21 protein-coding genes are annotated in these 24,650 nt (G+C 60.3%); 10 read left to right on the forward strand and 11 right to left on the reverse strand.

Annotation, left to right across the window (positions count from 1 at the left end; all coding sequences use genetic code 11):
• The first annotated feature begins 302 nt into the window (after nt 1-302).
• Entirely contained in the window at nt 303-935 is a 633-nt protein-coding gene (locus tag OKB81_RS10415) for a LysE family translocator (protein ID WP_270671099.1), read from the forward strand.
• A gap of 82 nt (nt 936-1,017) precedes the next feature.
• Here the strand turns inward: OKB81_RS10415 and fis are convergent, their stop codons facing one another.
• Nucleotides 1,018-1,314 (reverse strand): DNA-binding transcriptional regulator Fis, encoded by a 297-nt coding sequence (fis, locus tag OKB81_RS10420; protein ID WP_005309538.1) that lies wholly within the window; start codon nt 1,312-1,314, stop codon nt 1,018-1,020.
• A gap of 25 nt (nt 1,315-1,339) precedes the next feature.
• Nucleotides 1,340-2,305, reverse strand: a complete 966-nt coding sequence (dusB, locus tag OKB81_RS10425) for a tRNA dihydrouridine synthase DusB (RefSeq protein ID WP_010675552.1) — start codon at nt 2,303-2,305, stop codon at nt 1,340-1,342.
• A gap of 290 nt (nt 2,306-2,595) precedes the next feature.
• Here dusB and OKB81_RS10430 point away from each other — a divergent pair, with 290 nt between their 5' ends.
• From OKB81_RS10430 to OKB81_RS10445, 4 genes are all read left to right on the forward strand, one after another.
• Nucleotides 2,596-4,002 carry a TolC family protein gene (locus OKB81_RS10430; protein WP_010675551.1) on the forward strand — a complete coding sequence of 469 codons (1,407 nt, stop codon included), beginning with the start codon at nt 2,596-2,598 and terminating at the stop codon, nt 4,000-4,002.
• A gap of 73 nt (nt 4,003-4,075) precedes the next feature.
• The gene (locus OKB81_RS10435; protein ID WP_080767988.1) at nt 4,076-5,080 is read left to right on the forward strand and encodes an HlyD family secretion protein; all 1,005 of its coding nucleotides are present in this window, start codon (nt 4,076-4,078) and stop codon (nt 5,078-5,080) included.
• A complete protein-coding gene (locus OKB81_RS10440; RefSeq protein ID WP_160837832.1) occupies nt 5,080-6,216 on the forward strand; it encodes an ABC transporter permease in 1,137 nt (378 codons plus the stop codon). The genes OKB81_RS10435 and OKB81_RS10440 overlap by 1 nt, the downstream gene beginning before the upstream one ends.
• Nucleotides 6,213-7,406 (forward strand): ABC transporter permease, encoded by a 1,194-nt coding sequence (locus OKB81_RS10445; RefSeq protein WP_160837830.1) that lies wholly within the window; start codon nt 6,213-6,215, stop codon nt 7,404-7,406. Before OKB81_RS10440 ends, OKB81_RS10445 begins: the two co-directional genes overlap by 4 nt.
• 56 nt (nt 7,407-7,462) lie before the next feature.
• Here the strand turns inward: OKB81_RS10445 and OKB81_RS10450 are convergent, their stop codons facing one another.
• From OKB81_RS10450 to OKB81_RS10460, 3 genes are all read right to left on the reverse strand, one after another.
• Entirely contained in the window at nt 7,463-8,098 is a 636-nt protein-coding gene (locus tag OKB81_RS10450; protein WP_160837828.1) for an SDR family oxidoreductase, read from the reverse strand.
• Nucleotides 8,099-8,225: 127 nt separating this feature from the next.
• Complete coding sequence (locus tag OKB81_RS10455; protein WP_270805235.1) at nt 8,226-9,080, reverse strand: DnaA ATPase domain-containing protein; 855 nt, start codon at nt 9,078-9,080, stop codon at nt 8,226-8,228.
• A 72-nt stretch (nt 9,081-9,152) separates the two neighbouring features.
• A complete protein-coding gene (locus tag OKB81_RS10460; protein WP_270805236.1) occupies nt 9,153-9,827 on the reverse strand; it encodes a DnaT-like ssDNA-binding domain-containing protein in 675 nt (224 codons plus the stop codon).
• A gap of 275 nt (nt 9,828-10,102) precedes the next feature.
• On the opposite strand from OKB81_RS10460, the gene OKB81_RS10465 reads away from it, so the two are divergent.
• On the forward strand, nt 10,103-11,074 hold the full coding sequence (locus OKB81_RS10465; protein WP_160837825.1) for a response regulator: 972 nt from the start codon (nt 10,103-10,105) through the stop codon (nt 11,072-11,074).
• Nucleotides 11,075-11,144: 70 nt separating this feature from the next.
• On the opposite strand, the gene OKB81_RS10470 is transcribed toward OKB81_RS10465, so the two are convergent.
• From OKB81_RS10470 to OKB81_RS10480, 3 genes are all read right to left on the reverse strand, one after another.
• Complete coding sequence (locus OKB81_RS10470) at nt 11,145-12,542, reverse strand: peptide MFS transporter (protein ID WP_041212400.1); 1,398 nt, start codon at nt 12,540-12,542, stop codon at nt 11,145-11,147.
• Between the two features lie 213 nt (nt 12,543-12,755).
• Nucleotides 12,756-13,667, reverse strand: coding sequence for a UTP--glucose-1-phosphate uridylyltransferase GalU (galU, locus tag OKB81_RS10475; protein WP_010675542.1), 912 nt, complete (start codon nt 13,665-13,667; stop codon nt 12,756-12,758).
• Between the two features lie 94 nt (nt 13,668-13,761).
• Entirely contained in the window at nt 13,762-14,079 is a 318-nt protein-coding gene (locus OKB81_RS10480) for a ComEA family DNA-binding protein (RefSeq protein ID WP_160837824.1), read from the reverse strand.
• Between the two features lie 164 nt (nt 14,080-14,243).
• On the opposite strand from OKB81_RS10480, the gene cysQ reads away from it, so the two are divergent.
• Nucleotides 14,244-15,014 carry a 3'(2'),5'-bisphosphate nucleotidase CysQ gene (cysQ, locus tag OKB81_RS10485; RefSeq protein WP_039041322.1) on the forward strand — a complete coding sequence of 257 codons (771 nt, stop codon included), beginning with the start codon at nt 14,244-14,246 and terminating at the stop codon, nt 15,012-15,014.
• A 284-nt stretch (nt 15,015-15,298) separates the two neighbouring features.
• Here cysQ and OKB81_RS10490 read toward each other — a convergent pair whose 3' ends face one another.
• From OKB81_RS10490 to OKB81_RS10500, 3 genes are all read right to left on the reverse strand, one after another.
• The gene (locus tag OKB81_RS10490; protein ID WP_010675539.1) at nt 15,299-15,595 is read right to left on the reverse strand and encodes a YciI family protein; all 297 of its coding nucleotides are present in this window, start codon (nt 15,593-15,595) and stop codon (nt 15,299-15,301) included.
• A 24-nt stretch (nt 15,596-15,619) separates the two neighbouring features.
• Nucleotides 15,620-16,171 (reverse strand): septation protein A, encoded by a 552-nt coding sequence (locus tag OKB81_RS10495; RefSeq protein ID WP_160837822.1) that lies wholly within the window; start codon nt 16,169-16,171, stop codon nt 15,620-15,622.
• 105 nt (nt 16,172-16,276) lie between these two features.
• Nucleotides 16,277-17,782 (reverse strand): aminotransferase class V-fold PLP-dependent enzyme, encoded by a 1,506-nt coding sequence (locus tag OKB81_RS10500; protein ID WP_043156041.1) that lies wholly within the window; start codon nt 17,780-17,782, stop codon nt 16,277-16,279.
• A gap of 191 nt (nt 17,783-17,973) precedes the next feature.
• Between OKB81_RS10500 and trhA the strand changes: the two genes are divergently transcribed.
• The 3 genes from trhA to OKB81_RS10515 all read left to right on the forward strand — a co-directional run bounded on the left by trhA (nt 17,974) and on the right by OKB81_RS10515 (nt 24,583).
• Entirely contained in the window at nt 17,974-18,606 is a 633-nt protein-coding gene (trhA, locus tag OKB81_RS10505) for a PAQR family membrane homeostasis protein TrhA (RefSeq protein WP_039041319.1), read from the forward strand.
• Between the two features lie 121 nt (nt 18,607-18,727).
• The gene (locus OKB81_RS10510) at nt 18,728-20,389 is read left to right on the forward strand and encodes a putative transporter (RefSeq protein WP_010675535.1); all 1,662 of its coding nucleotides are present in this window, start codon (nt 18,728-18,730) and stop codon (nt 20,387-20,389) included.
• 222 nt (nt 20,390-20,611) lie between these two features.
• Nucleotides 20,612-24,583, forward strand: coding sequence for a retention module-containing protein (locus OKB81_RS10515; RefSeq protein ID WP_202395099.1), 3,972 nt, complete (start codon nt 20,612-20,614; stop codon nt 24,581-24,583).
• Nucleotides 24,584-24,650 lie beyond the last annotated feature (67 nt).

Genomic DNA, 24,650 nt, shown 5'->3' on the forward strand with positions numbered 1-24,650 from the left:
CCGATGTGGAGCGGGTGATGTCACTTTGTAGCCGAGATTGGATAAAACTGACCTAATGTTTAATCCGATTGGTATAAGTCTGGATAATGCTCAAAATCCAGTCAATTACATCGATAAACATTGCTATTCAGCCAGTATCACTGCCTTTCAAACGGCTCAATCTCTCTTTTTCACCTGGTTGAGCGTCAAATATCTCCGGCTCAAACGCTATTCCCTTCCTTGATAATCACTATCGCCGGAAACGGGAGTGACAAGTACTTCAGGATCCATAGACTGTTTCTTTCATGTACAAGGAGCTGTGTATGTTGGGGATCCACGATCTGGCGCTGTTTATCGTTTCTGGCCTGTTGTTGAACATGATGCCTGGGCCTGACTCCCTGCTCATCATGCTGCGCAGCGGCTCCCAGGGATGGCGTGCAGGGTCCATGGCGGCATTGGGTATCGGGACAGGTACCATGGTGCATGTGTTGGCGGCAGCTCTGGGACTGTCTGCCCTGTTGAGTGCCTCTGCCGAGCTGTTTGCCGTCATCAAGCTGATGGGGGCGCTCTATCTGGTCTATCTCGGCGTGTCCATGCTCTGGCAGAGGAGTGGCACTTCAACGTCTGTGGATGGGGCTGTGGCGCTGCCTGCGCTCTCTTATGGGCGCATCTTTCGGCAGGGGTTGCTCACCAATGTCCTCAACCCCAAGGTTGCCCTGTTCTTCCTCGCCTTTGTACCCCAGTTCATCGCGCCAGATGCGCCGCAAAAAGCACTGGCATTCATCGTGCTGGGCTGCATCTTCAATTTCAACGGCATGATCTGGTGCCATCTGCTGGCGTTTTCCACCGCGTTTGCAAGCCGCAAGGTGCGACTACACACCCGGGTGGCCACCTGGCTGAATCGTGTGATGGGGGGGCTGTTCGTGGGGCTTGGTATCAAGCTGGCGGTGGAGTGAGCAGGTAAACACCGGGCATAGAAAAAGGCGTATCCCATCGCTGGGATACGCCTTCGTCTGCACTGCAGCAGAATGACAGGGATCAGTTCATGCCGTAACGCTTGAGTTTCTTGCGCAGGGTGCCGCGGTTGATGCCCATCATCACGGCGGCGCGAGTCTGGTTGCCACGGGTGTACTGCATGATCACGTCCAGCATGGGAGCTTCGACTTCGGAGAGAACCATATCGTACAGATCAATCACTTCCTGACCGTTCAACTGGGCCAGGTAGTTACGCAGGGCCTGTTGCACAGAGTCACGCAGGGGGCGTTGGGTCGGCTCGGCAGCGTGATTGTGAGTAGTTGTTACCAATGCATCAGAAGTCAGGGTTTGTTCGAACATATTCGGTCGGCTCTTTAGTTATGCGTTAACCTAATCCATCGAAATACGCTTCGAGTGCCTCGAGTTGTGCGTCTGCACAATCCAGGGCATTGAAGTGCTTACGGAATTCTCGGCCCGCCTCTTCTTCATCCAGATACCAGCCCACGTGTTTACGGGCAATGCGCGCTCCCAGATAGGCACCGTAAAACTGGTGCAGATTGGTGACATGCTCGTTCATCAGGGTGCGAACCTCTTCCCTGTCGGGAGGCGGCAGCTTGGTGCCCGTTTCAAGAAAATGGCGGATTTCCCGGAAAATCCAGGGTCGTCCTTGCGCAGCACGGCCGATCATCACGGCGTCAACACCGGTATAGTCGAGGACATACCGGGCTTTCTCCGGGCTATCGATGTCGCCATTGGCGACAACAGGAATCGATACGGCCTGCTTAATCGCCCTGATAGTGTCGTACTCCGCTTCGCCCTTGTAGAGGCAGGCACGGGTACGACCATGCACGGCAAGGGCCGCGATACCGCAATCTTCGGCGATTCGGGCGATCTCCTCGCCATTGCGGTTATCCGGATCCCATCCTGTGCGGATCTTCAAGGTGACAGGTACTTCCACCGCATCCACCACGGCCCGGCAGATGGATCTGACCAGGTCTGGCTGACGCAGCAGGGCGGAACCTGCCAGCTTCTTATTCACTTTTTTTGCCGGACACCCCATGTTGATGTCGACGATCTGAGCGCCCTGCTCCACGTTGTAGCGGGCAGCAAACGCCATCATCTCGGGGTCGGCACCGGCAATCTGGACCGATCGCAAGCCGCCTTCAGCAGAGTGATCCATTCTCATCCGGGTTTTCTGGGTATCCCAGACATCCGGGTTGGCCAGCAGCATCTCGGAAACGGCCATACCGGCTCCCAAACGTAAACAAAGTTCACGAAATGGTCGGTCTGTTACACCGGCCATGGGGGCCACGATCAGGGGAGTTTCAAGCGTGTGGGGACCTATCTGCATTCCACGGTTACCATCGGCTTAGGGCGGCGTATATTACGCATTTTTTAGTCAGGAGAAAAGGTTAGTATTTGAGCGTCAGCCATTTTTTTCTGAAAAAAACGTCGCGCCAAGGCTTGCAAATTCAGGAGTGCTTGAAAATCGGACATATTGTCTGTGACCATGGTCAGGGGGGCGCGAGTGAGGGGGATGGTGATTTGTGAGTCTCCCTCTCAAGTCGGTTTAGGCTATGATAGCGGGCCTGAATTGAGCAAAGGCTCTACACAATTTTATTACAAACGGATCGGGGATGTATGACGGCAAAGTTCATCAAATCGCTCTGCCCATGCCTGCTGGGTGTCGTGCTGGGGTCGGCCCAGGCGCAGACGGTCAGCTTTACCGAGGCCTGGAGTCGGGTCATCCAGCAGGATGACGGCTTGGCGGCAGAGCAGGCCGGGGTGGAGAGGGCCCAGCAACTGCGGGAGGCGGCCAAGGCCATGTACCTGCCCAAGGTGGATGTGGGGGCCAGCTATACCCATCTTGATCAGCCGATGGAGCTGGACATGCTGGATCTCAACCCCATCGCCAATCATCCGGAATTCGGCAAGGTGCTGGGGCCCGTGATGCAGGCACTCAACCTCAGCCCGAGCGATTTCGTCACCCCCCTCACCAAGCAGAACGTGGTGACCAGTTCGGTCAAGATGTTATGGCCGCTCTTTACCGGCGGGCGCATCGATGCGGCCCAGGATATTCGTCAGGCCCAGGTGAGCGAGGCTGAGCAGTTGCTGGTGCTCAAACAGCAGTCCACCTTCGAGAGCCTCTCCCAGACCTACTTCGGGGTGGTGCTGGCGGCGCAGGTGGTGCAGACCAAGCAGGAGATCGAGCAGGGACTGGCACACCATCTGGATCATGCCAAGAAGCTCGAAGCCCAGGGGCAGATCGCCAAGGTAGAGCGCCTTTCGGCCCAGTCTGCCTATGACAGGGCACGTATCGATACCCAGAAGGCCAGGCGCAGCCTGGAGATCGCCCAGCTAGCGCTCGGCCACATGCTCAAGCTCAAGCAGGCTGAGCCCAATACCGCCCTCTTCATCAACGAAGGGATGCCAGCCTTGTCTCCCTTTGTGGAGGAGACCCTGTCGGTGCATCCCGGTCTCAAGCTGTTGACGGCCAAGAAGGAGCAGGCTCAGGGGATGATCAAGCTGGAGAAGGGCAAATACGCCCCCGAGCTCTTCCTGTTCGGCAACTACAACCTCTATGAAGATGATTCCATCGTCTCCAAGACCACACCGGACTGGCTGGTTGGTGTCGGGGTCAGCATGCCGCTGGTGAGTCGTGATGGCCGCTCCGAGACGGTCCAGGCAGCCAAGAGCGCCGAACTCCAGGTCAACCTGCTGCAAGCCAAGACCCGCCAGGATCTGGAGCTGCTGGTCGAGAAGACCTGGCGCGAGGCTGCCCAGGGACTGGAGGAGTATCACTCTCTCTCCTCGACCCAGGCGCTGGCCGAGGAGAACGTGCGGTTGCGTGACAAGGCATTCGGTCAGGGGCTCTCCACTTCCCTTGATGTGGTCGATGCCCAGACCCAGCTTGCCGGGGTCAAGACCCAGCGCGCCGCCGCCGCCTATCAATACGTGATCTCCCTGGCCCGCCTGTTGGCACTCTCCGGTCAGATGAACAGTTTCAACCAGTATCAGCATGGCCAGGCGATCGAGGTGAACTCATGATCGCGCTCTCCTCCATTCCGTTATTCATGTCCGTTTCGACCGTCAAGGGTCGCCCGTTTGCCGAGGTGAATTCATGAGTCATCCCCCCATCAAGAAGAAGATGAGCCAGGGCAAGCCCTGGCTGCTGCCACTGGCGTTGGTATTGCTTGTGCTCTGGCTGGGCTGGCGCTTCTGGCTGGCCTATCAGCCGGAGCCGGTGCGTCTGCAGGGGCAGATAGAGGCGCAGCAGTATTCGGTCTCTTCCAAGGTGGCGGGCCGCATCGACGAGGTGCTGGTGAAGAAGGGGGATCAACTGGCCAGGGGCCAACTGGCGTTCACTCTGGCGAGCCCGGAGATCGAGGCCAAGCTGAGTCAGGCCAAGGCCGGGCAGGCCGCGGCTGGCGCCATGGCCGAAGAGGCCGAGAAGGGGGCGCGAGTGCAGCAGATCGCGGCCGCCAAGGATCAGTGGCAACAGGCCAAGGCGGCAGCCCTGCTTCATGGCAAAACCTACGAGCGCATTGCCAGCCTGCATCGGGATGGCGTGATGTCGCTGCAAAAGCGTGACGAGGCCTGGACGGCCTGGCAGGCGGCGAAGTACAGCGAGGGCATGGCCTGGCAGCAATACCAGATGGCGCTGGAAGGGGCGCGGGAAGAGACCAAGATCGCGGCCCGCGAGCAGGCCAAGATGGCGGCTGGCGGCGTGGCGGAAGTGGAAGCCTATCTGGCCGATACCCGCATCGCCAGCCCACACGAGGGGGAAGTTGCCCAGGTGCTGCTGCGCAGCGGCGAGCTGGCTCCCCAGGGCTTCCCCGTGGTGACCTTGCTCGACATGAAGGATGCCTGGGCCCAGTTCCATGTCCGTGAGGACCTCCTGCCAAGGTTTCCGGTCGGTACCGAGTTTGATGCCCGTATTCCCGGCCTGGGGGATCAGCTGGTGCGCTTCAAGGTGACCCATGTGGCCGTGATGGGGGATTTCGCCACCTGGCGTGCCACCGACACCCGCCAGGGGTTCGACATGAAAAGCTTCCAGGTGGAAGCGCGCCCCTTGCAGCCGGTTGACGGGCTGCGGGTCGGCATGAGCGTGCTGGTCGAGCTCTGATGGGGCGCGAATGGCGGTTGCTCTGGCAGGACCCGTTCGGCCGGGCGCTGGCGAGCTGGGTCCCCTTTCTGCTGATAGGGATCCTGTGCTGGATCTTTTCAGCCGGCCTGGCGCGGGATCTCAAGGTCGGTCTGGTGGATCTGGATCGCAGCACCCTCTCCCGGCAACTGGCGTTCTCTCTCGATGGCTCCGCCGGGCTCAAGATAGCGCAGCAGTTTGACGCCATTGACGAGGGGGCCAGGGCACTGCGAGGGGGGGACATCTATGCCCTGGTGGTGATCCCTCATCACCTGGAGCGGGATGCCCGCGAGGGGTCCCAACCCAGGGTGACCGTGTTCAACAATGGCCAGTTCATCCTGATTGCCAAGCTGGTCAACTCCGCACTGGCCCAGGTGGTGGGAACTCTCAATGGCCAGGTAGGGGTGTTGGAGGCCATGGCCGACGGCAAGACGCTGCCCGGTGCCCTGGGACAATCCGTACCCATTGCGAGCCAGGTTACCGCGCTCTACAACATCAATTCCAGCTACGCCCAGTTTCTGCTGAGCGCCCTGCTACCTGCGGTGTGGCAGATCCTGGTGGTGCTCTATGGCCTGAACGCCCTGGCCCGCACCGATCGCCTCGGGTTGGACTGGACCACCAGAGGGGTCTGGTTCGGCCTCTGGCGTACCCTGCTGCCCCACGTGCTCATCGGCTGGGGGTGGGGTCTGGCGTGGAGTCTGCTGCTGTTCAAGGGGCTTGGGTACCCCATGCAAGGCAGTTGGCTGGTGCTGACGGCGGGGCTGGGACTGGCGTCGGCCGCTTGCGTCACCATGGGGGCCTTCTTCTACGCCATCATCCGGGATCCGGCGCGGGCGCTCTCTCTGGCCGGCGCCTACACGGCGCCGGGATTTGCCTTCATGGGGGTCACCTTTCCGGTCAGCGCCATGGGGGATGTAGCCCAGTTCTGGCGCAGCCTGCTGCCCATCTCCCACTATGTGGAGCTGCAGATCGGGCAAACCAATTATGGTCAACCGTTGACGGCGGCCCTGCCCCAGCTCGGGGCTCTGCTGCTGTTTTTGCTGCCCCTGTTGCTGGTGGTACACCGCTACCGGACGCCGTCGGGCGCGGCCCTGCCCCATGAGGAGTCCAGGCCATGATGGGATTCTGGGATCTGGTGCGCCTTGAGCTGCGCACCCTCTTGGCGGATCGCGCCATCATGCTGACCCTGTTTGGCGGCGTCTTCTTCTACTCCTTCCTCTACCCCCAACCCTACCTGCACCAATTGCCCAGGGAAGAGCCCGTGGTGGTGGTCAACGAGGATGGCAGCCAGCTCTCCCGCCAGCTGGAGTTTATGGCCGATGCCACGGCGCAGGTGAAACTGGTGGCCCGTGCCGGTTCGCTCGACGAGGCCCGCCAGATGATGCTGACCGGCAAGGCGAGCGGCATCTTGCACATTCCCCGCCACTTCTATCGGGATCTGATGCTGGGCAGGAGCGTGACCCTGGGTTATGCCGGGGATGCCTCCTACTTCCTGGTCTATGGCACCATTGCCGAAGGGCTGGCCCAGGCGGGGGGCACGCTCGCCGCCCAGGTGAAGGTGGCCAGGCTGCTGAGCCAGGGCGAGGCGCTGCCCCAGGCCGCCATGGGCTGGAACGCGGTGGCCCTCAATGTGCTGCCGGTATTCAACCCCACCATGGGCTATGTGAACTACGTGGTGCCTGCGGTATTCGTGCTGATCCTGCATCAGGTGTTGCTGATGGGGACCGGCATCCTGGGGGCGACCCAGAACCAGCGCAGCCGCCGTGGCGAGTCAGGCTACTGGCAACATGCCCCCGTGCCGGCCTTGTTGCTGGCCCGCACCCTGGTGGTGGGGGCTCTTTTCGTCCTTCCGGTGACCTACTTCTTCGGCTTCTGCTTCGATCACTACGGTATTGCCCGCACCGCTGTACCCGGCGAACTCTGGCTCTTTACCCTGCCGTTCCTGCTGGCCACCACCTGGCTCGGGATCGTGCTCGGCGCCCTGTTCACCCGCCGTGATCTGCCGACCCAGGTGGTGCTTGTCTCCTCTTTGCCGCTGGTCTTCCTGGCCGGCTTTATCTGGCCCCTTGAGCTCATCCCGGCTCCCCTCAACTGGCTGGCCCAGTGGGCCCCGAGCACGCCGGCCATCGAGGGATTCCTGCGCCTCAATCAGATGGGCGCCGACTTTGCCCAGGTCTCCCGCTACTGGTGGCAGTTGTGGGGACTGGCGCTGCTGTATGGCGCTCTGGCGTGCTGGTTTCTCCGCTGGCGTCAACCGTGCCCTGCAATGCGGCCGGATGATGGGACGACAGCGTCCTCCACCGACTAGGCGCCTTGCAACAACACGGTCAGCCACTGGGCTGACCGTGTTGCCATTCACAGGGATCATGGCTGATTCAGACCCGAATCGCCGATGGCATAGATCTGGCCGCACGCCTCCTGGTCGGTGAGCAGTTGCAAACCCCGTATCGCCACATCCTGGCGCCTGACCAGGCCATGCCTCTCCTGCCCCTGGCTCAGGATGGTCTGACCCGTGGGCTCCCCATCCTGCAACCCTGCGGGGCGTAAAATGGTCCACTCAAGGGTGCTTGTCTGCAGCCAGCTTTCCGCCAGGCTCTTGAGACGTACCTCGTGTCCGAAGGCGGCGCGAGCCCGTTCGGGCAGGTATTGCCAGCTGTCGCCACAGCCGAGGGAGGTGACCAGCAGCAGGCGGCTGAGCCCGGCGCGCTCCATCTCGTCGATCACATGGCGGTTGCCCTGATAATCCACCGGTGCACTCTGGCGAAAGCTGCCGAGGGTGGAGACTACCCGAGCATCCCTGCCCGCCAAGCGGCAAGCCTGGGTCACGGCCAGGGGGTCCAGGGCATCTCCGATGACGACCTCGACTCCCAGGGTATGCAGCTCGCTGGCCATGTCGGCATGGCGCACCAGGGCAACGACCCTGTGGCCCAGTTGCAGTGCGTAGTCGGTGAAGGCGCGGCCCAGTCCTCGACTGGCACCGAAGATGAGTGTGGTTGGCATGACAGGCCCTCTCGAACAAAAGAGCAAGCCTAGAGCCTGGATGGCTCTCTGTAAATGAGAGTGGTTTTTATTTGTGAGGTGCAGGGGATATGAAGGGCCGGACATCAGGGACGCCGGCCCGACGGGATCAACCGTTGTAATGGCCGATGCTGGGACGGCGGCTGGGTCCGCTCAGGTGGATGTCCACCGGATTGAACGCCTTGATCGCCTCATAGCTGAAATCACCGATGGCCTGATGCAGGCTCTGGGGGCTGTGGTTGGTGATGATGATGACGCTTTTGGACAGGTTGCGACGACGGCGCAGCAGGTGGCCGAGGAAGCTGGACTGACTCTCGGCCATCTTGGCGCGGTTGGCCGCCACCTCGTCGATGATCAGCAGGTCCACCTCTTCCAGGGCGCGGCGGTACTGGTTGCGCTCCTCCTGATCCTGGATGACGTTGAAGAAGAGCCTGTCCACGATGGAGGCCCACTGCTGGAAGATCACCGACTTCTGGTGGCGCGCGATCAACTCGTGGGCCACGGCGCCCGCCAGGGTGGATTTGCCGGTACCGTAATCGCCGTAGATCAGCATGCAGCCCCCGCCGCTCTTCTCCCAGTGCTCGAAACCGCTGATGAAGTAGCGGGCTGTCTCGATGGGGTATTGCAGGGCCGGGTCACCGGAATCCATCTTGTCGAAGATCCAGTCCGGATTGAGGTCGGCCTGGGCGATCAGCTTCTGGATCCGCTCCTGGCGGGCGGCCTTCTGCAACTCGCGCACTTCGGCATTGGCCTTGGCGTCGTACTCCTTGCGCAGGGTTTCGTAGTCGTACTGGCTGCCGCCGATTGCGGCCCGCAGTCGGAGAATACGTTCCTGCAGGCTGCTGACGTGACGCTTGAGCTCGGGATCATGAGCCCGTTGCTCCTGTCTCGCCTTGACGATTTTCTGGCGTTTGGCCTCGATCTCTTCCAGTGCCTGGCGCATCGGGTCGTGCGGATCTGTCATGGAATTCTCCTTTTGCTAGGGCTGTGGCTGGATGGGCAGGGGGTCAATAGTGCACTTCGTGGCCGCCTGGTATCAATCATTCTCCGGCTCCTGAGCTTGTGCCAGCCGTTTGGCCTCATCGATCATCTCTTGCGCCCGGCGGCTCGGGCCAGCCTCTACCGGGGCTGGCGCGACCTGCTGGTACCCGGTGACCACGGTCGCCGGGCGGCGGGCGTAGCGCCGACTCTTGAGGGCCCGAATAAATTTCAACATCCACTGGTGCTGGGAGTCGAACACCTCGGGGCGGCCGAGCCAGTAGGCGATGAACTCCCCGAGATCCTCTTCGCTGTAGCTGGCATCGATCACCCCGCACAGGCGTGCGAGAGCAGGCAGTTCTTCGTCCGGACGCCACTGCAGGTGCATCTGGAACGGGCGTGCCGGCAGAGGGCTGCGCACCCGCTGGCTCAGCAACGGCAACTGGAAAGGGCACTGGTGGTAGTGCTCACTGTCAGCCTGGGCCTCGACCTGAAGCAGTTCGGCCTCCATCAGCTCGTCGAGCAGTTCGGTCAGCTGGCGAGCGTTGACCTGATAGCTGAAACCACCGGGATTGCCCGGATCGACGACAGCCAGTGCCCGGCCAAGCTCGGGATAGTTGAGTCGGGCCAGCCGATTTTCCAGCACCAAGCGGCGCAGTTGCAGGGTATAGAGGCTGCGGGCCGGATGGGAGAGTCTGGGATAGGCGAGGGCGCTGTATTCGGCTGGCGTCATGGTCTGCTTCACGATCTGGAGTGGAGGGCATTATCCCTCATGGCGGTGCCTCATACAATTCATGGTGCCGACCTGCGAGATAACGGCTGCCGGGCGACGGTTGCCGACCATCTCTGCGCAAGGGGGCGATCAAAATAGTCGGACCATTTCAAACGCTTGGCAGATACCAAGGCCAGCCCGGCTCGCTGCTCGACAATATTGTGTGGCGGTATCCAGCGCCCATGATCTAGTCTTAATGCTCAAATAACCATTTGACTAATAAGAGCTTTGTCAAGATGTCAAAAGCCGGACTACGGATCTTGGTGGTAGAAGACGAAGCGGTTTTTCGCCACTCATTGGTATCTTATCTCGAGCACGACGGGGCCTGCGTCTTTCAGGCAGAAGACGGGATTGAGGGGCTCTCTGCCGCAGCGCTCTATCACCCCGATGTGGTGTTGTGTGATCTGAACATGCCGAACATGGATGGCCATGAGGTGATTGCCTGCCTCACCGCCCGCTATCCACAGGTGCCCGTCATCGTAATCTCCGGTCAGGATCAGATGGCTGCGATCGAGCGTGCGCTGCGGGCGGGGGCCAGGGACTTCTTCATCAAACCGGTGAATGACTATGAGCAGATCCGCCGCAGCATCGAGCAATGCCTGACAAACCTCGGGCATCAGAGCCAGCAACTGGAGCTGATGGAACACATCGACTTCTTCCGTGGCCACGATCTGGCGAGCAGCCGGCTGCTCGCCTGGTTGGCCCCCCCTGGCATGCAGGAGTGGGGGCCCTGGCAGGTCACCTTTGCCGGCATGGGCAATCTCTTCATCCCGGATACCTTCAAACTGGACGACAAGCTGCTGGTACTGGTGATGGAATTGCCCATCCTCGGTGTGGATGCGGCTTTCTGTGGTGCCTTGGTGCGATCCCTGATGAACGGCCCCTATCGCCAATACCAGCAACAAGAGAGCCTGCTGTTGACCCAGCCACACCGATTGCTGGATTACCTCAATCTGCAACTGATGGAGTCGGGCCTGCGTCACTCCTTTGCCATGGCGGCCCTGCTGTTCGATCAGGAGGATGGGCTGCTTTTTGCAAATGCCGGGCTCACCTCACCTCACTGGTTGATGCGTGCAGGGGGGTTGCCGCTCGGCTTGATGCGCAGCAGTCGCTACACGTTGCACAGGCGAAGCTGGCACGAGCCCTTTGATCTGCAGTTTCGCAGTGACAGCGGCAGCGCCCTGACGATGCAGGTTCGTCACCACTGACGCCGTGAAGTGAACACATGCAAACAGGGCGCCCATGGGCGCCCTGTTTGGTCTCTGCTGTCCTGACCGGTCAAACGGTCGCGGACTGCAGTTTCTGCTCTTGTTCTTCGGGCTCTTTGGCCGGGCCTTCGGCACCGTGCATCCAGTAGACCAGGCGGTTGGCCATGGTCAGCAGGATGAGGGCGCTGATCACGGCGGCCAGTGCGATGCCACCGAAGATGGCCATGGCACCGGACTCGCCGACGAAGGAGCCGATGAAGCCGGCGGCATAGTTGGCCAGGGCCACGAAACCGAACCAGGCACCCATCATCAGGGAGGCCAGGCGCAGCGGAGCCAGCTTGGTCACCATGGAGAGACCGATGGGAGAGAGGCAGAGCTCGCCCAGGGTATGGAACAGGTAGGCACCGACCAGCCAGAACATGGAGGTCTTGACAGCCTGATCACCACCTTGCTCCAGCACGGCACCGATCATGAACAGGAAGCCGACGGCCAGGAACAGCAGGCCCATGGCGAATTTCACCGGGGAGTTCGGCTCTTTCTTGCCGAGCTTGATCCAGATGGCGGCCACGACAGGGGCCAGGGTGATGATGAAGAAGGGGTTCAGGGACTGGAACCAGGCTGTCGGCACTTCGAAGCTGCCGATCATGCGGTCGGTATACTCCTGGGCATACAAGTTCATCAGACCACCGGCCTGCTCGAAGCCGGCCCAGAAGATGATGGTGAACAGGCCCAGTACCAGGATCACCTTGATGCGATCCACTTCCTGTTTGGTCAGGGGCGCTTTTTGCTCCTTGGAGCGTTGCAGGGCGGCACGCTGGGCAGCGGGCACACGGCCGATGTCGCCAAGGAAACGCTGGGCCATGGTGGCCTGCACGACCAGGGAGAGCAGCATGCCGATACCGGCGCTGACGAAGGCGGCTTGCCAGCCATAGGCGGTGGCGGCGGCGCCGCAGATCACGCCGGCCAGCAGGGAGCCCAGGTTGATGCCCATGTAGAAGATGGTGAAGGCGCCGTCACGACGGTGATCCCCTTCTTTATACAGGTCGCCCACCATGGTGGAGATGTTCGGTTTGAACAGGCCGTTGCCCACGATCAGCAAGCCAAGGCCGGCATAGAAGACGGTGTTGACCATGTCAGGGAACATGGCGTGAGGCAGTGCCAGGGTAAACTGGCCGGCGGCCATCAGCACGGCACCGAACAGGATGGCACGGCGCTGGCCCAGGAAGGTATCTGCGAGCCAGCCGCCGATGATGGGGGTGATGTAGACCAGACCGGTATAGATGCCGTACAGCTTGAGGGCGTCGGCCTGGGTCCAGCCCATGCCACCGTTGGCGGTCAGGTCGGTCAGATAGAGGACGAGCACGGCACGCATGCCATAATAGGAGAATCTCTCCCACAGTTCGGTACTAAAGAGCAAAAAAAGCCCTTTAGGGTGACCTAAAAAGGTCCCTTTGGACGGGTTATTCATTGGAACTTCCACCTGTGTCTTATATTTTTTTAGAAATTTTATGCAAGGGCTAGGAACAAGCCTTAATCCTTATAGAACAAGCGACTTTAAATTACAATATTATGATTTAGTGATATTTTATCTATCAATGGTTGAATATTTGTTTATAAAATGAAAAAGGGCATCGAATGATGCCCAGTTTTTTATTCTGCTTATCTTGTAAATATTCAGAGATTACAGCTCTTTGGCAAACTGCTTCAGCCAGCTGGTGAATTCTTTGCTGAGTTCCCGATGGCGCACGGCGTATTCCACATTGGCCTTCATGTAACCGAGCTTGCTGCCGCAATCGTGGCTACGTCCCTTCATGAAGTAGGCATTGACCTGCTCCTTTTCCATCAGCATGGCGATGGCATCGGTCAGCTGGATCTCGTCGCCGGCGCCGGCCGGGGTTTTTTCCAGCAAGGGCCAGATATTGGCCGAGAGCACATAGCGACCGACCACGGCCAGGTTCGACGGGGCTTCATCCCGGGGCGGCTTCTCGACGATGGCCTGCATCGGCAGGGACATGCCTTCGCTCAGGGCCTCCCCCTTGATGTCGGCGATGCCGTATTTGTCCACTTCGCTCTCGGGGACGGCTTCCACCATGATCTGGCTGATCTGCTCCTCTTCGAACAGATGCACCATCTCCGCCAGGTTGTCCTGCTTCAGATCGCTGGCCACCTCGTCGATGAGCACATCCGGCAGCAGCACGGCGAAGGGTTGATCCCCGATGAGGGGGCGGGCACACAGTACTGCATGACCCAGGCCTTTTGCTTCCCCTTGACGCACGTGCATGATGGTGACGTCTTTGGGACAGATGTGCTGAACCTCTTCCAGCAGTTGGCGCTTGACCCGCTTCTCCAGGGTCGCCTCCAGCTCGAAGCTCTTGTCGAAGTGGTTCTCGATGGAGTTCTTGCTTGAATGGGTCACCAGGATGATCTCCTTGATGCCGGCGGCGATGGCTTCGCGCACCACATACTGGATCAGCGGCTTGTCGACCACGGGCAGCATCTCCTTGGGGATGGCCTTGGTGGCGGGCAGCATGCGGGTACCCAGACCGGCAACGGGGAGAACGGCCTTGCGAACAACGAGCGGTGTCTTTTTCATGGAGTGAGTCCGAAGATACAAAGTGGGCTCATGATACCCGAAGAAAAATAGGGCAGCCACAGGCTGCCCTCGGGATTATAGGGATTCAAACCGGTTACTTGACGATAATCATGTCCCGGTTTGCTTCCAGCGTGGCAGGTCCGATGCCACTGACGTCCGCCAGTTGATCGACGGAGGTGAACTTGCCCTGCTTCTCCCTGTGGTCGATGATGGCCTGTGCCTTCTTCTCGCCAATGCCCTTCAGGGCGGTGAGCTCGCCGACACTGGCGGTATTGAGATTGATCTTGCCGCTTTCCTTGACTTGGGTGGTGGCCACAGGCTTGGTCGCCGCCTTGTCGGCGGCCAGCAGAGGTTGGCTCAACAGGGGGAGGCAGCCCAGCAGCAGTGCGGCGATCAGGGTCTTCTTGTTCATATCGTCATGTCCTTATGTGGCGTTAGTATCACATTTATCATTAGCTGTGTTGCGCCACTTTTTGTCTGTCAGTTTTGACACTGTATAAGTCAGTGCAAACGGCTATAAGCCGAAGATACTCACTCGGTTACACTGACCAACCCTTTGAGCGAGAACTCTTTTCCATGTATCTACCCGCCATTTCCGAACTGGAGCCCATCGCCCGCGCCGCCGGTGAGGCCATCATGTCCATCTACAGCCAGCCCTTTGCGGTGGAGTACAAGCAGGACGAGAGCCCGCTGACGGCTGCGGACAAGGGGGCCCACGAGGTGATCGTTCAGGCGCTGGCCCGTCTCACTCCCGATATCCCGGTGTTGTCGGAAGAGTCCTCCCCCGAGGTGATGGCTGCGCGACTCGGCTGGTCCCGTTACTGGCTGGTGGATCCTTTGGATGGCACCAAGGAGTTTGTCTCCCGCAACGGCGAGTTCACGGTGAATATCGCCCTGATTGAACAGGGGACCCCGCGCTGGGGGCTGGTCTATGCCCCGGTACTGGACAAGCTCTGGTATGGGGGCAAGGGGATTGGCGCCTGGCGTGTGGCTGATGGCAGGCACGAGACCATCCAGACCCGCCCTCATGACGCAGGGCAAGTGTGGCGCGTGGTGGGCAGTCGCAATCACCTGTCGCAGGAAACCCTCGAGTATCTGGCCCGTTTTGGCGAACTGGAGCGGGGCGAGATCGAGCTGGTTTCCATGGGCAGCTCTCTCAAGTTTTGCATCATTGCCGAGGGGGAGGCCGAGCTTTACCCGCGGCTCGCACCGACCTGCGAGTGGGATACGGGGGCTGCTCAGGCGGTACTGGAAGGGGCGGGGGGCAGCGTCACCCAGCTCGATGGTTCGCCGCTTTGCTACAACAAGCCCGATATCCTCAATCCCTGGTTTGTGGCCAGGGCATGAGTCACCATCGGATGCAAAAAGGCCGGACAGTGTCCGCAATGCTGTTCAGATAAGCACATTTTTGACTAATTATTCATAAATGCGACTTGAGTTGGGGGAGCAAGGCTGTTTCCAGTCGATGTTCCTTCAGCCTTTATCCAGCGTGGCTTGCAATAGAAAGAGGGAGGCATCATGCCTCCCTCATTTTTTAGCCCTGATACTACGTGGACTGGAACTCAAATTCTCTTAAGTGAACAGCATTGCGGACAGTGTCCCGGGCCTTTTTCTTGTCAGCCTCGATGGGCTCAGAAGACTTTCTTGAACGGTTTGATGGTCACCCTGGCGTAGACCCCCGCCGCGACATAGGGGTCCGCATCGGCCCAGGCCTGGGCGTCGGCCTGGCTGGCAAAGTCGGCGATGACGGTGCTGCCGGTGAAGCCCGCATCGGCCGGATCCTCGGCATCGATGGCCGGGTTGGGGCCGGCCGTCAGCAGGCGGCCCTCATCCTGCAAGGCTTGCAGGCGGGCCAGGTGGGCAGGGCGTGCCAGCTTGCGCTGGGGCAGGCTGCCCGCGACATCTTCGGAGTAGATCAGATACCACATGGAACAATCCCTTTCTGGTTGCGGTTATTTTTTCTGTTCTGCGTTCTGCTCGGCCGGCATGTGGCGATAGAGATAGACGCCGCTGAGCAGGGTGAAGACCAGGGTCATGCCCAGCAGGCCGAACACCTTGAAGTTGACCCACATCTCCTGGGAGAGGTTGAAGGCCACGTAGAGGTTGAGCAGGCCGCACAGGGTGAAGAAGCCGACCCAGCCGAGATTGACGTTGTCCCAGACCCGGTCGGTGGCTTGGAGCTCCTTGGCCAGCATCTGCTTGATGAGGTTCTTGCCAAAGCCATAGCGGCCGATGAGCAGGGCGAGGGCAAAGAGTACGTTGATGACGGTCACCTTCCACTTGATAAAGGCATCGTCGTGGAAGAAGACGGTGAGGCCGCCGAAGAAACCGACCAGCACGAAGGTGAACAACTGCATCTTCTCGACCCGGCGATAGCGAAGCCAGCTGTACAGGAGTTGCAGGCCAGTGACGACCACCAGGGCGCCAGTGGCGGTGTAGATGTCGTAAAACTTGTAGACCGCGAAGAAGACGATCAGGGGGATGAACTCGATAAACTGCTTCATGCTGGGCTCTAACCTCAAAATTTCACTCAGTGTACCTGCCCGTCAGACAACGGCAAATGAATAAGACCGTCCATTCTGCAGGCAGTTCCTTCCCGGGGCTGCGGGTTACTCGAACAGCTGGCTGGCAATCTGGTTGCCAAGGCGCACCTGATCGTCCAGCAATGCGCGTATGTCTGCTTCCTCGATGAGGGGGTTGAGCAGGACGGCGCGTAGCAGCGTGAGCGGTTGCTCGCCATAGCGGGAGACTGCGCGCTGGGTGCGTGAGACGAAGCTGTGCCCTTCGGCGCGCTGGGCTTTTTGCAGGGCGACGTTGAAGAGATTGATCTGTTCGTTGGCCGCCACATCGGGCACCTGACCTTGCAGGTGGGGCGGAATGCACCGGTAGGAGAGCAGGTTCATGACAGGTGCCGACATCAGCTCGAAGGCGGGGCTGGCGTCGATGAGCGCGGCCATTCGCCGCGCCCTGTCGTAGTTGGCGTCGATGAGTTGGGCATAACCCTGCTGCCCCAGCATCTGGAAGGCGGCATCCAGATAGAGCGCGTTGGCGGGACGGGTCCCCTCCAGAGTGAAACGCCCCTGATCGAAGGAGGTGGCGCGGATGGCGTAGGGAGCCTCGCGCTTCACCGTCATCATCAGGTCCGGTTGGCGGCAGAGCAGCATGCCGGTACCGAGCGGGACCAGCAACTGCTTGTGACCGTCAAGGGTGACGGTATCGGCGTGCTCTATCCCCGTAAGCAATCCCTGATAGCGGGGCGAGAAGAGGGTCGGGCCACCCCAGGCCGCGTCCACGTGGAAGTGGATTTGCTCGCGCCGGGCGATGGCGGCCAGTTCCGGCAGCGGGTCGACGGAGCCAAAATCCGTGCTGCCAGCCACGCCGACCAGCGCCAGCACCTTGAGCTTCTGCTCCCTGCATTGTTGAAGGGCCTGTTCCAGTGCCGCCAGACTGAGCCGATTGTGCTCGTCTGTGTCGAGACGCCAGACGCTGCGAGCCCCGAGTCCCAGCAGATCCATCCCCTTGTCGAAGGAGTAGTGCATCAGCCGCGAGCCCAGAATGACGGCGCCGCGATAGCCCTGCTCGGCGAGGGCGAACAGGTTGTCGCCACAGGCCCGGTTGCGAGCCAGCCAGAGGGCGGTGACGTTGGCGATGGTACCGCCACTGGTCATGACGCCGAGGGCTGCATCCTTGGCATGCATCTGGGCTGCATAGAAGGCGTCGTCCTCGCGGTAGACCAGACGGTGCAGCTTGGCCAGCACTTCCCGCTCCAGAAAGCTCAGCAAACGGGAGGACTCCATCTTCATCGGGTTCTGGTTGAGCATCACCAAGAGCCGGGAGAGCTCGGCGGTGAAGGCTGGCAGCGGCGCCGTCATGTGTCCCATGTAGCGGGGAGAGGTGAGGTGCGATGCCCCGGGTACCAGGGTGGTGAGCCGTGCCAGATAGTCCCGGGGAGAGATGCCGATGGCGGGCATGCACGACTGATCGAGCTGGTGGGTGAAGCTGCCCCGCTGATAGGGGGCCTGACTGTCGTCGGAATGATGGAAATGCTCCAGCAGGGCCGTCATGGCCTTGCCGAAATCAGGATCCGGTTGTGTAAACAGTTCAGTGAGCTTCATCGGGTTCTCCAGACCAGATTGTCGGGCAGACGCGGCCATCCGCATGGGCGGCGTCGGCGGCAGAGCATACACCAAAGGGGCGGGGGGCACAGCCATCTCTGGCCCTCCCTCTCCTCGCGTCTTTATTTTCAGCTAACGCTTGTAGCCTGAAACATCGGCCGCTAGAGTGGGCCGGTAATGGGTTGGAGGTAATGATGGATGTGACGGGGTACTCCCCACGGGAAGAGTGGGCGAATCGCCTCAGCCATGGGCTGGGGCTGCTGCTGGGCGGACTGGGACTGGTCTTGCTGCTGCACAAGGGGTGGGATCAGGGGCCCAGGGTACTGCTGAGCTACGGCGTCTACGGTGCCAGCCTGGTATTGCTCTATCTCGCCTCGACGCTCTATCACAGCGTGAGCTCGGTGGCTGCCAGACGCTGGAGCAAGCTGTTCGATCACTGCGCCATCTATCTGCTGATCGCCGGCACTTATACCCCCTTCCTGCTGGTGGCGCTCGATACGCCGCTGGCGCAAGGACTGATGGTGGTGATCTGGGGGCTGGCCCTGGCGGGGGTCGTGTTCAAGCTGATCTTCATCAATCGTTTCAAGAAGGTGTCGCTATTTACCTATCTGATGCTGGGCTGGCTGTCGCTGGTGGTCATCTACCAGCTCTATCTGCATCTGGATGGTACCGGGCTCCTGCTGCTGGGGCTGGGTGGTCTCATCTACAGCCTGGGAGTGATCTTCTATGTGGCCAAGCGCATTCCCTACAACCACGCCATCTGGCACCTGTTTGTGCTGGGGGGCAGTCTGTGCCACTTCATGGCCATTTATGGCTATATCTGATGGCTAACCCTTAATTGGTATTTTTGTGCTCATGAAAGCCTGAATTCGTGCGGCACCCCACAGTTGCCCCCTTCGTTTGCTGACAAGCTAGTGCCAGTTCAGTTTGGAAAGGATGCAAACGATGAGTGAGATCGCGCTTTCCATCAGCATGCTGTCGCTGGTGGCAGTGCTGGGGCTCTGGCTGGGAAACTGGCGAGTCTATGGCGTGGGTTTGGGTATCGGCGGGGTGCTGTTCGGCGGCATCATAGTGGGCCACTTCGCCGGCTTGTCCGGCTTGAAGCTGGATGAGCAAACACTTCATTTTATTCAGGAATTCGGCCTGATCCTGTTCGTCTACACCATAGGCATCCAGGTCGGTCCCGGCTTCTTCTCCTCCTTGCGCAGTTCGGGCCTCAAGCTCAATGGCTTCGCGGCCCTGCTGGTTCTGCTCGGCTGCCTGGTGGCGGCAGCGTTGCACCAGCTGTTCGATGTACCGCTGCCGGTGATCCTCGGGGTCTTTTCCGGGGCAGTGACCAATACCCCGTCCCTGGGGGCTGGCCAGCAGATCCTAGCGGAGCTCGGGGCGGATCCTGGATCCACCGGTCTGATGGGGATGGGCTATGCGGTGGCCTACCCGTTCGGGATCTGCGGCATCCTGCTCACCATGTGGCTCATTCGTATGTTCTTCCACATCAAGATCGAGGAGGAGGCGGTCGCTTTCGAGCAGCAGGCTGGCAAGACCAAGGAGAGTCTGCAAACCATCAACATTGCCGTGCGCAATCCCAACATGCACGGCCTGATGCTCCGCGAGATCCCGAGTCTGGACGAGGCGGACGTCATCTGCTCCCGACTCAAGCGTGGCGACGAACTGATGGTGCCAAAGCCCGACTCGCGCATCGAACTTGGCGACCTGCTGCACCTGGTGGGGGAGCGTCATGCCCTGCACAAGGTGCTGCTGGTGCTTGGAGAGGAGGTAGACACCTCCCTCTCCACCCGCGGGACCGATCTGCGTGTCGAGCGGGTGGTGGTCACCAATGAGCAGGTGCTCGGCAAGCGGATCCGCGATCTCGACATCAAGCAGAAATACGATGTGGTCATCTCGCGCCTGAATCGGGCCGGCATCGAGCTGGTGCCAACCAGTCAGACCAGTCTGCAGTTCGGTGACATCCTGAACCTGGTGGGGCGGCTCGATGCCATCGAGGCGGTCACCAGCGTGGTGGGCAACGTGCAGCAGAAACTGCAGCAGGTGCAGATGCTGCCCGTCTTCATCGGCATCGGGTTGGGGGTATTGCTCGGATCCATTCCCTTCTACCTGCCGGGATTCCCGGCGGCGCTCAAGCTGGGGCTGGCAGGGGGACCGCTGGTGGTGGCGCTCATCCTGTCTCGTATCGGCAGCATCGGCAAGCTCTACTGGTTCATGCCGCCGAGCGCCAACCTGGCGCTGCGGGAAATAGGCATAGTGCTCTTCCTGGCGGTGGTGGGGTTCAAGTCCGGGGCCGGCTTCATCGACACCCTGATCAACGGCGACGGTCCCGCATGGATGATGTACGGTGTGGCAATCACCCTCATCCCGCTGCTGCTGGTGGGTGTGCTGGCACGCCATTATGGCAAGCTCAACTACCTCACGCTGTGCGGGCTGCTGGCCGGCTCGATGACGGATCCTCCCGCTCTGGCATTTGCCAACGGCATGCACCCCACCAGTGGTGCCAGCGCACTCTCTTACGCGACCGTCTACCCCCTGGTGATGTTCCTGCGGATCATCTCGCCCCAACTGTTGGCCATCCTGCTCTGGGCCGGTGTCTGACACCTCACGAGACGGGAGCCGATGAGGCTCCCGTCTTCGTTTTGTCACAATTGATGCTATTGATTTAATTAATTTTATTCATCTTCGGCGTCCCTTCGTTTTCACCCCGAAACCCGGCTTCATTTCGGTCTGTTCATTCGATTTTTCTCACTGGTTTATGGCCTGATAAACGGGCACATTGGAGGCTGGAGCAATATGCCCTTCGATATTTCAGGAGAAACCATGAGCAATCAGCGCATCGTATTGGATCAGGATGTCGTCGTTACCCACTTGCAAGGCAAAATGTATCTGGTCGCCGCCGACGGGAGCCAGAGACTCGTTGCAGAAGGCGATGTACTGCCCAAGGATGCGGTATTGCTTGCGCCCGAAGGGGCCAGCTTCCGGGGAGGAGAGACCACGTTCACCCTGGGTTCCGGCGAGCGCCCCGAACAGGGTGACGCCGTGCTGGCGAACGCGGGGACACCCGATGACATCGCCGCCTTGCTGCAAGCGATTCTGGACGGAACCGACCCCACCAAGGCATTCGAAGCGTCGGCGGCGGGTGGAGCCCCGGCCGCAGGCAATGCGGGGGGCGTGGCTGGTGCCAGCGGCAACGGCGGTTTCGTCACCATCGATCGTACCGGTGATGCAACCATCTCCAGCGCAGGCTTTGACAGCGCGAACCCGGCTGGCGCGGCGCCGCTGGTGGATGCGCAAAGCAGCGAAGATGAGTTGGTCGACCTCACCGCTCCCGTCATCACCGTCTCTGCCCCCGACAACACCAACGATCGGACGCCGACCCTGACCGGTACCACGGATGCCCCCGCTGGCAGCACGGTGACCCTGGTGGTGACCGATGCCAATGGCAATCAGCAGACCCTGACCGCTACGGTACAACCGGATGGCAGCTTTAGCGTGGATGTCACCACACCGCTGGCCGAAGGGGGCTATCAGGTGACGGCTTCCGTGACCGATCCGGCCGGCAATACCGGCACCGCGACCGATGATGGCAGCGTGGACACTACGGCTCCGATCGTGACGGTGAATGCACCGGACAATACCAATGACAACACTCCGACCATCACGGGTACCACGGACGCCGCCCCCGGCAGCACGGTGACCCTGACGGTGACCGATGCCAACGGCAATCAGCAGACCCTGACCGCCACGGTACAACCGGATGGCAGTTACAGCGCGGATGTCGTGACACCGTTGCCGGATGGGGGCTATGACGTGACGGCCAGCGTGACTGATCCTGCTGGCAACAGAGGCACGTCGAGCGACGATGGTAGCGTGGACACCACGGCGAACATCACGGTGAGCCTGGATGACGTGAACGCGGCCAATGTGGCCAACACGCCCATCAGCGGCACCTCCGATGTTGGCCCGGGTCGTACCGTGATCCTGGTGATCAGCGATGCCACCGGTAAGAGCGTGACAGTCACTGCCGTCACCGATGCCGATGGCAACTACCAGACCAGCGCCGATCTGAGCGGGCTGGCGGATGGCAACCTGACCGTGGTGGCCAGTGTTACCGACGCGGCGGGCAACCCGGCCAGCGCCACCGACGACACCACCTTGCTCGACACCACGCCACCGGATGCCAGCATCACCCTGGATGGCAACATCACCCCTGACGACGTGATCAACGCGGCCGAGTCCAAGCAGGACATCGCCGTGACCGGTCGCGTGGGTGGCGACGTGAAAGAGGGCGACACCGTCACCCTGACCGTCAATGGCAAGGCCTTCACCGGTCTGGTCTTGGCCGACAAGACTTTCAGCATCAATGTGCCGGGTAGCGACCTGGTGGCCGATGGGGACAAGGTGATCGACGCCAAGGTGACCACCACCGACGCGGCGGGCAACAGCACCACCCAGTCCGACAGCGAACGCTACAGCGTGGACACCGTGGCACCGGAGCTGGGCATCGACCTCGACCCGATCGTGGTGGGGGGCGACAACACCGTAAACAAAGCGGAAGCGGATGATAAGGCGAGCGTGACCCTGAGTGGTACCGTGAGCGGCGACGCCAAGGTGGGCGACACCGTGACCCTGACCGTGGGCGATGGCAGCAAGCTGACCACCCAGGTCGTCGTGCTGGGCAACGGCCAGCTGGGCTTTAGCACCAGCACCACCGCCGACAAACTGGTGGACGGCAGCCGCGTGACGGCCGAGATCACCGTGACCGACGCGGCGGGCAACAGCACCACCCAGTTCGACAGCGAACGCTACAGCGTGGACACCACTGCGACCGTTGCGCCGTCCGTGGTCATCGTGGATGACGTCAACAACGACCAGATGCTGACCAAAACCGAGATCGGCAACGATCAGATCCAGGTGCATGCCGGGGTCAGCCATGCTGATCTGGTTGCAGGCGGCAAGGTGACGCTGATCATCAACAATGGCGTCGCCAGCAGTACGGTTGAACTGACGTTGAAAGCCGATGGCACCCTGCAATCGAGCAATGGCAAGAGCTACGGCTATCAGAACGGCACCATCAGTTGGACGGAGGCGACACCTGGCAATGGAACATCGTTGACGGTGACCGCGACCCAGACCGACAAAGCGGGCAACACCTCCCTGCCGGGTAGCGATACGGCGCTGGTATTGGCCGTTCCCGTCACTTCCGGCGGCTACGCCAGTGGCGCCGAAGACACGCCGCTTTCCCTGAAGTGGAGCGATTTCAAGGCCAGCGATGCCGATACACCAGATGCTCAGCTGTCGATCAAGATCACCTCACTGCCAGCCGATGGCTTGCTCCAGTACAAGGATGCTGACGGTAAATGGCAGACAGTGACACTGGCCCTGGTGAATAGCGGGCTGACATTCAGCAAGGGGGATATTGATGCAGGCAAGCTGCAGTTCTTGCCTGACCTTCATGAGTCGAGCTCGGCTGCGGGCAACAATGGCGGCGCTCCAGGCAACAAGCTTGGCGATTATGCTGCCTTTGATTACCAGGTCAGCGATGGTGTCAATTCCAGTGACAGCGCCAAGTTCGTTATTGATATCAAGCCCGTTGTTGATGGCGTGACACTCAAGATTGAGCTGGTGAGTGGCGGCTTGACGCCGGGTGCGGCGAAAGTGGAAGAGATCCTGGACTCCTTGCAAGGCAAAAATCCATCATCGAACCCGACCGGGGGGAATGATTATCTGGTTTCCAGCAATGGCAACTGGGTAGATGGCGGAGCAGGCAACGACACCATCAAGTTCGGCAGTGGTACAAGCTTCCAGGCTATCGGTGGGGCCAGCGTCAATGAGCACCTGATTGGTGGTGACGGAGATGACATTCTGATCGGTGGCAAGAATGAAACGTCCTCGGTCAAGCTGCAGGGGGATGGGGGCAACGATACGCTTATCTCTCAAAGCCTGAAGGCAACCACTTCCTATTACGGCGGTGACGGCCAGGATGTTGCCTACATGCCCGGCTCGATGAAGGCGCTGAAACTGGTCACGACCGGTTTGCCCAACAGCTGTGACTACCGGCTCGTCTATACGGATCCTGTCACTGGGGTGGTGACCAACCATGACTTCTACAGCGTCGAAACCCTCTATCTGCAAGACGGCAAGTACCAGTTTGACGGTGGCCAGCTGAGCAAGGTTGCTGACCTTGCAACCCTGAAGATAGATGCTGACTTGATAGACACAGACGGTAGCGAGCGCTTTACCGAGCTGACCATCAAGGGACTGCCGCAGGGGGCTGAGCTCTCCGGTGGTACTCTGCAGGCTGACGGCAGTTGGAAGGTGCCTGCCAGCATGCTGGATCAGGATGGCAAATTGTCGCTGCAGGTTGAACTGCCGGTCGGTAGCCAGAATATCAAGGTTACCGTTGTAGCGGGCTCGCAAGAGTTCGACATGAATGGTCAACCTATTTCGGGTGAAGTGAAATTTACCGAGGCAGACGCCGGCTTCATGGTCAAACCGGCCAATCCGAATGGTGACAACACAGTTGATGGCGGCGGTGGCGATGATGTGCTGCTGGGGGATATAGGTGGCATCAAGACGTCGGTCGAGCCTGGCAAGAATTACAATGTCGCGCTGATTGTGGATACCTCAGGCAGTATGAAATACGGCCTCAATGGGAGTCAGAATCCCAGTTCAGGTCAAGATCGGATGACATTGACGATCAATGCACTGAAAGTGTTGGCCAATCAGCTGGCCAGCCACGATGGGGTGGTCAACGTGACGCTGATCGGTTTCGCCGGGTCGGCTAAATAGCTGATCCTAATTTCGCTCCAGTTGCATAAGCCCATGTCCATTACCGGGGAACGGGGCGGCATGATCC

It is taken from the genome of Aeromonas sp. QDB56, from assembly GCF_027705505.1.
GTDB lineage: Bacteria > Pseudomonadota > Gammaproteobacteria > Enterobacterales > Aeromonadaceae > Aeromonas > Aeromonas caviae.

Bases quoted from the DNA above. Each gene is read 5' to 3' on its own strand.
- OKB81_RS10435 (WP_080767988.1), top strand. From the start codon at position 4,076: ATGAGTCATCCCCCCATCAAGAAGAAGATGAGCCAGGGCAAGCCCTGG.
- OKB81_RS10510 (WP_010675535.1), top strand. From the start codon at position 18,728: ATGAGTGAGATCGCGCTTTCCATCAGCATGCTGTCGCTGGTGGCAGTG.
- galU (WP_010675542.1), bottom strand. From the start codon at position 13,667: ATGAAAAAGACACCGCTCGTTGTTCGCAAGGCCGTTCTCCCCGTTGCC.
- cysQ (WP_039041322.1), top strand. From the start codon at position 14,244: ATGTATCTACCCGCCATTTCCGAACTGGAGCCCATCGCCCGCGCCGCC.
- OKB81_RS10500 (WP_043156041.1), bottom strand. From the start codon at position 17,782: ATGAAGCTCACTGAACTGTTTACACAACCGGATCCTGATTTCGGCAAG.
- OKB81_RS10445 (WP_160837830.1), top strand. From the start codon at position 6,213: ATGATGGGATTCTGGGATCTGGTGCGCCTTGAGCTGCGCACCCTCTTG.
- OKB81_RS10460 (WP_270805236.1), bottom strand. From the start codon at position 9,827: ATGACGCCAGCCGAATACAGCGCCCTCGCCTATCCCAGACTCTCCCAT.
- OKB81_RS10480 (WP_160837824.1), bottom strand. From the start codon at position 14,079: ATGAACAAGAAGACCCTGATCGCCGCACTGCTGCTGGGCTGCCTCCCC.
- OKB81_RS10430 (WP_010675551.1), top strand. From the start codon at position 2,596: ATGACGGCAAAGTTCATCAAATCGCTCTGCCCATGCCTGCTGGGTGTC.
- dusB (WP_010675552.1), bottom strand. From the start codon at position 2,305: ATGCAGATAGGTCCCCACACGCTTGAAACTCCCCTGATCGTGGCCCCC.
- OKB81_RS10455 (WP_270805235.1), bottom strand. From the start codon at position 9,080: ATGACAGATCCGCACGACCCGATGCGCCAGGCACTGGAAGAGATCGAG.
- trhA (WP_039041319.1), top strand. From the start codon at position 17,974: ATGATGGATGTGACGGGGTACTCCCCACGGGAAGAGTGGGCGAATCGC.
- OKB81_RS10415 (WP_270671099.1), top strand. From the start codon at position 303: ATGTTGGGGATCCACGATCTGGCGCTGTTTATCGTTTCTGGCCTGTTG.
- OKB81_RS10515 (WP_202395099.1), top strand. From the start codon at position 20,612: ATGAGCAATCAGCGCATCGTATTGGATCAGGATGTCGTCGTTACCCAC.
- OKB81_RS10450 (WP_160837828.1), bottom strand. From the start codon at position 8,098: ATGCCAACCACACTCATCTTCGGTGCCAGTCGAGGACTGGGCCGCGCC.
- OKB81_RS10490 (WP_010675539.1), bottom strand. From the start codon at position 15,595: ATGTGGTATCTGATCTACTCCGAAGATGTCGCGGGCAGCCTGCCCCAG.
- OKB81_RS10495 (WP_160837822.1), bottom strand. From the start codon at position 16,171: ATGAAGCAGTTTATCGAGTTCATCCCCCTGATCGTCTTCTTCGCGGTC.
- OKB81_RS10470 (WP_041212400.1), bottom strand. From the start codon at position 12,542: ATGAATAACCCGTCCAAAGGGACCTTTTTAGGTCACCCTAAAGGGCTT.
- fis (WP_005309538.1), bottom strand. From the start codon at position 1,314: ATGTTCGAACAAACCCTGACTTCTGATGCATTGGTAACAACTACTCAC.
- OKB81_RS10465 (WP_160837825.1), top strand. From the start codon at position 10,103: ATGTCAAAAGCCGGACTACGGATCTTGGTGGTAGAAGACGAAGCGGTT.
- OKB81_RS10440 (WP_160837832.1), top strand. From the start codon at position 5,080: ATGGGGCGCGAATGGCGGTTGCTCTGGCAGGACCCGTTCGGCCGGGCG.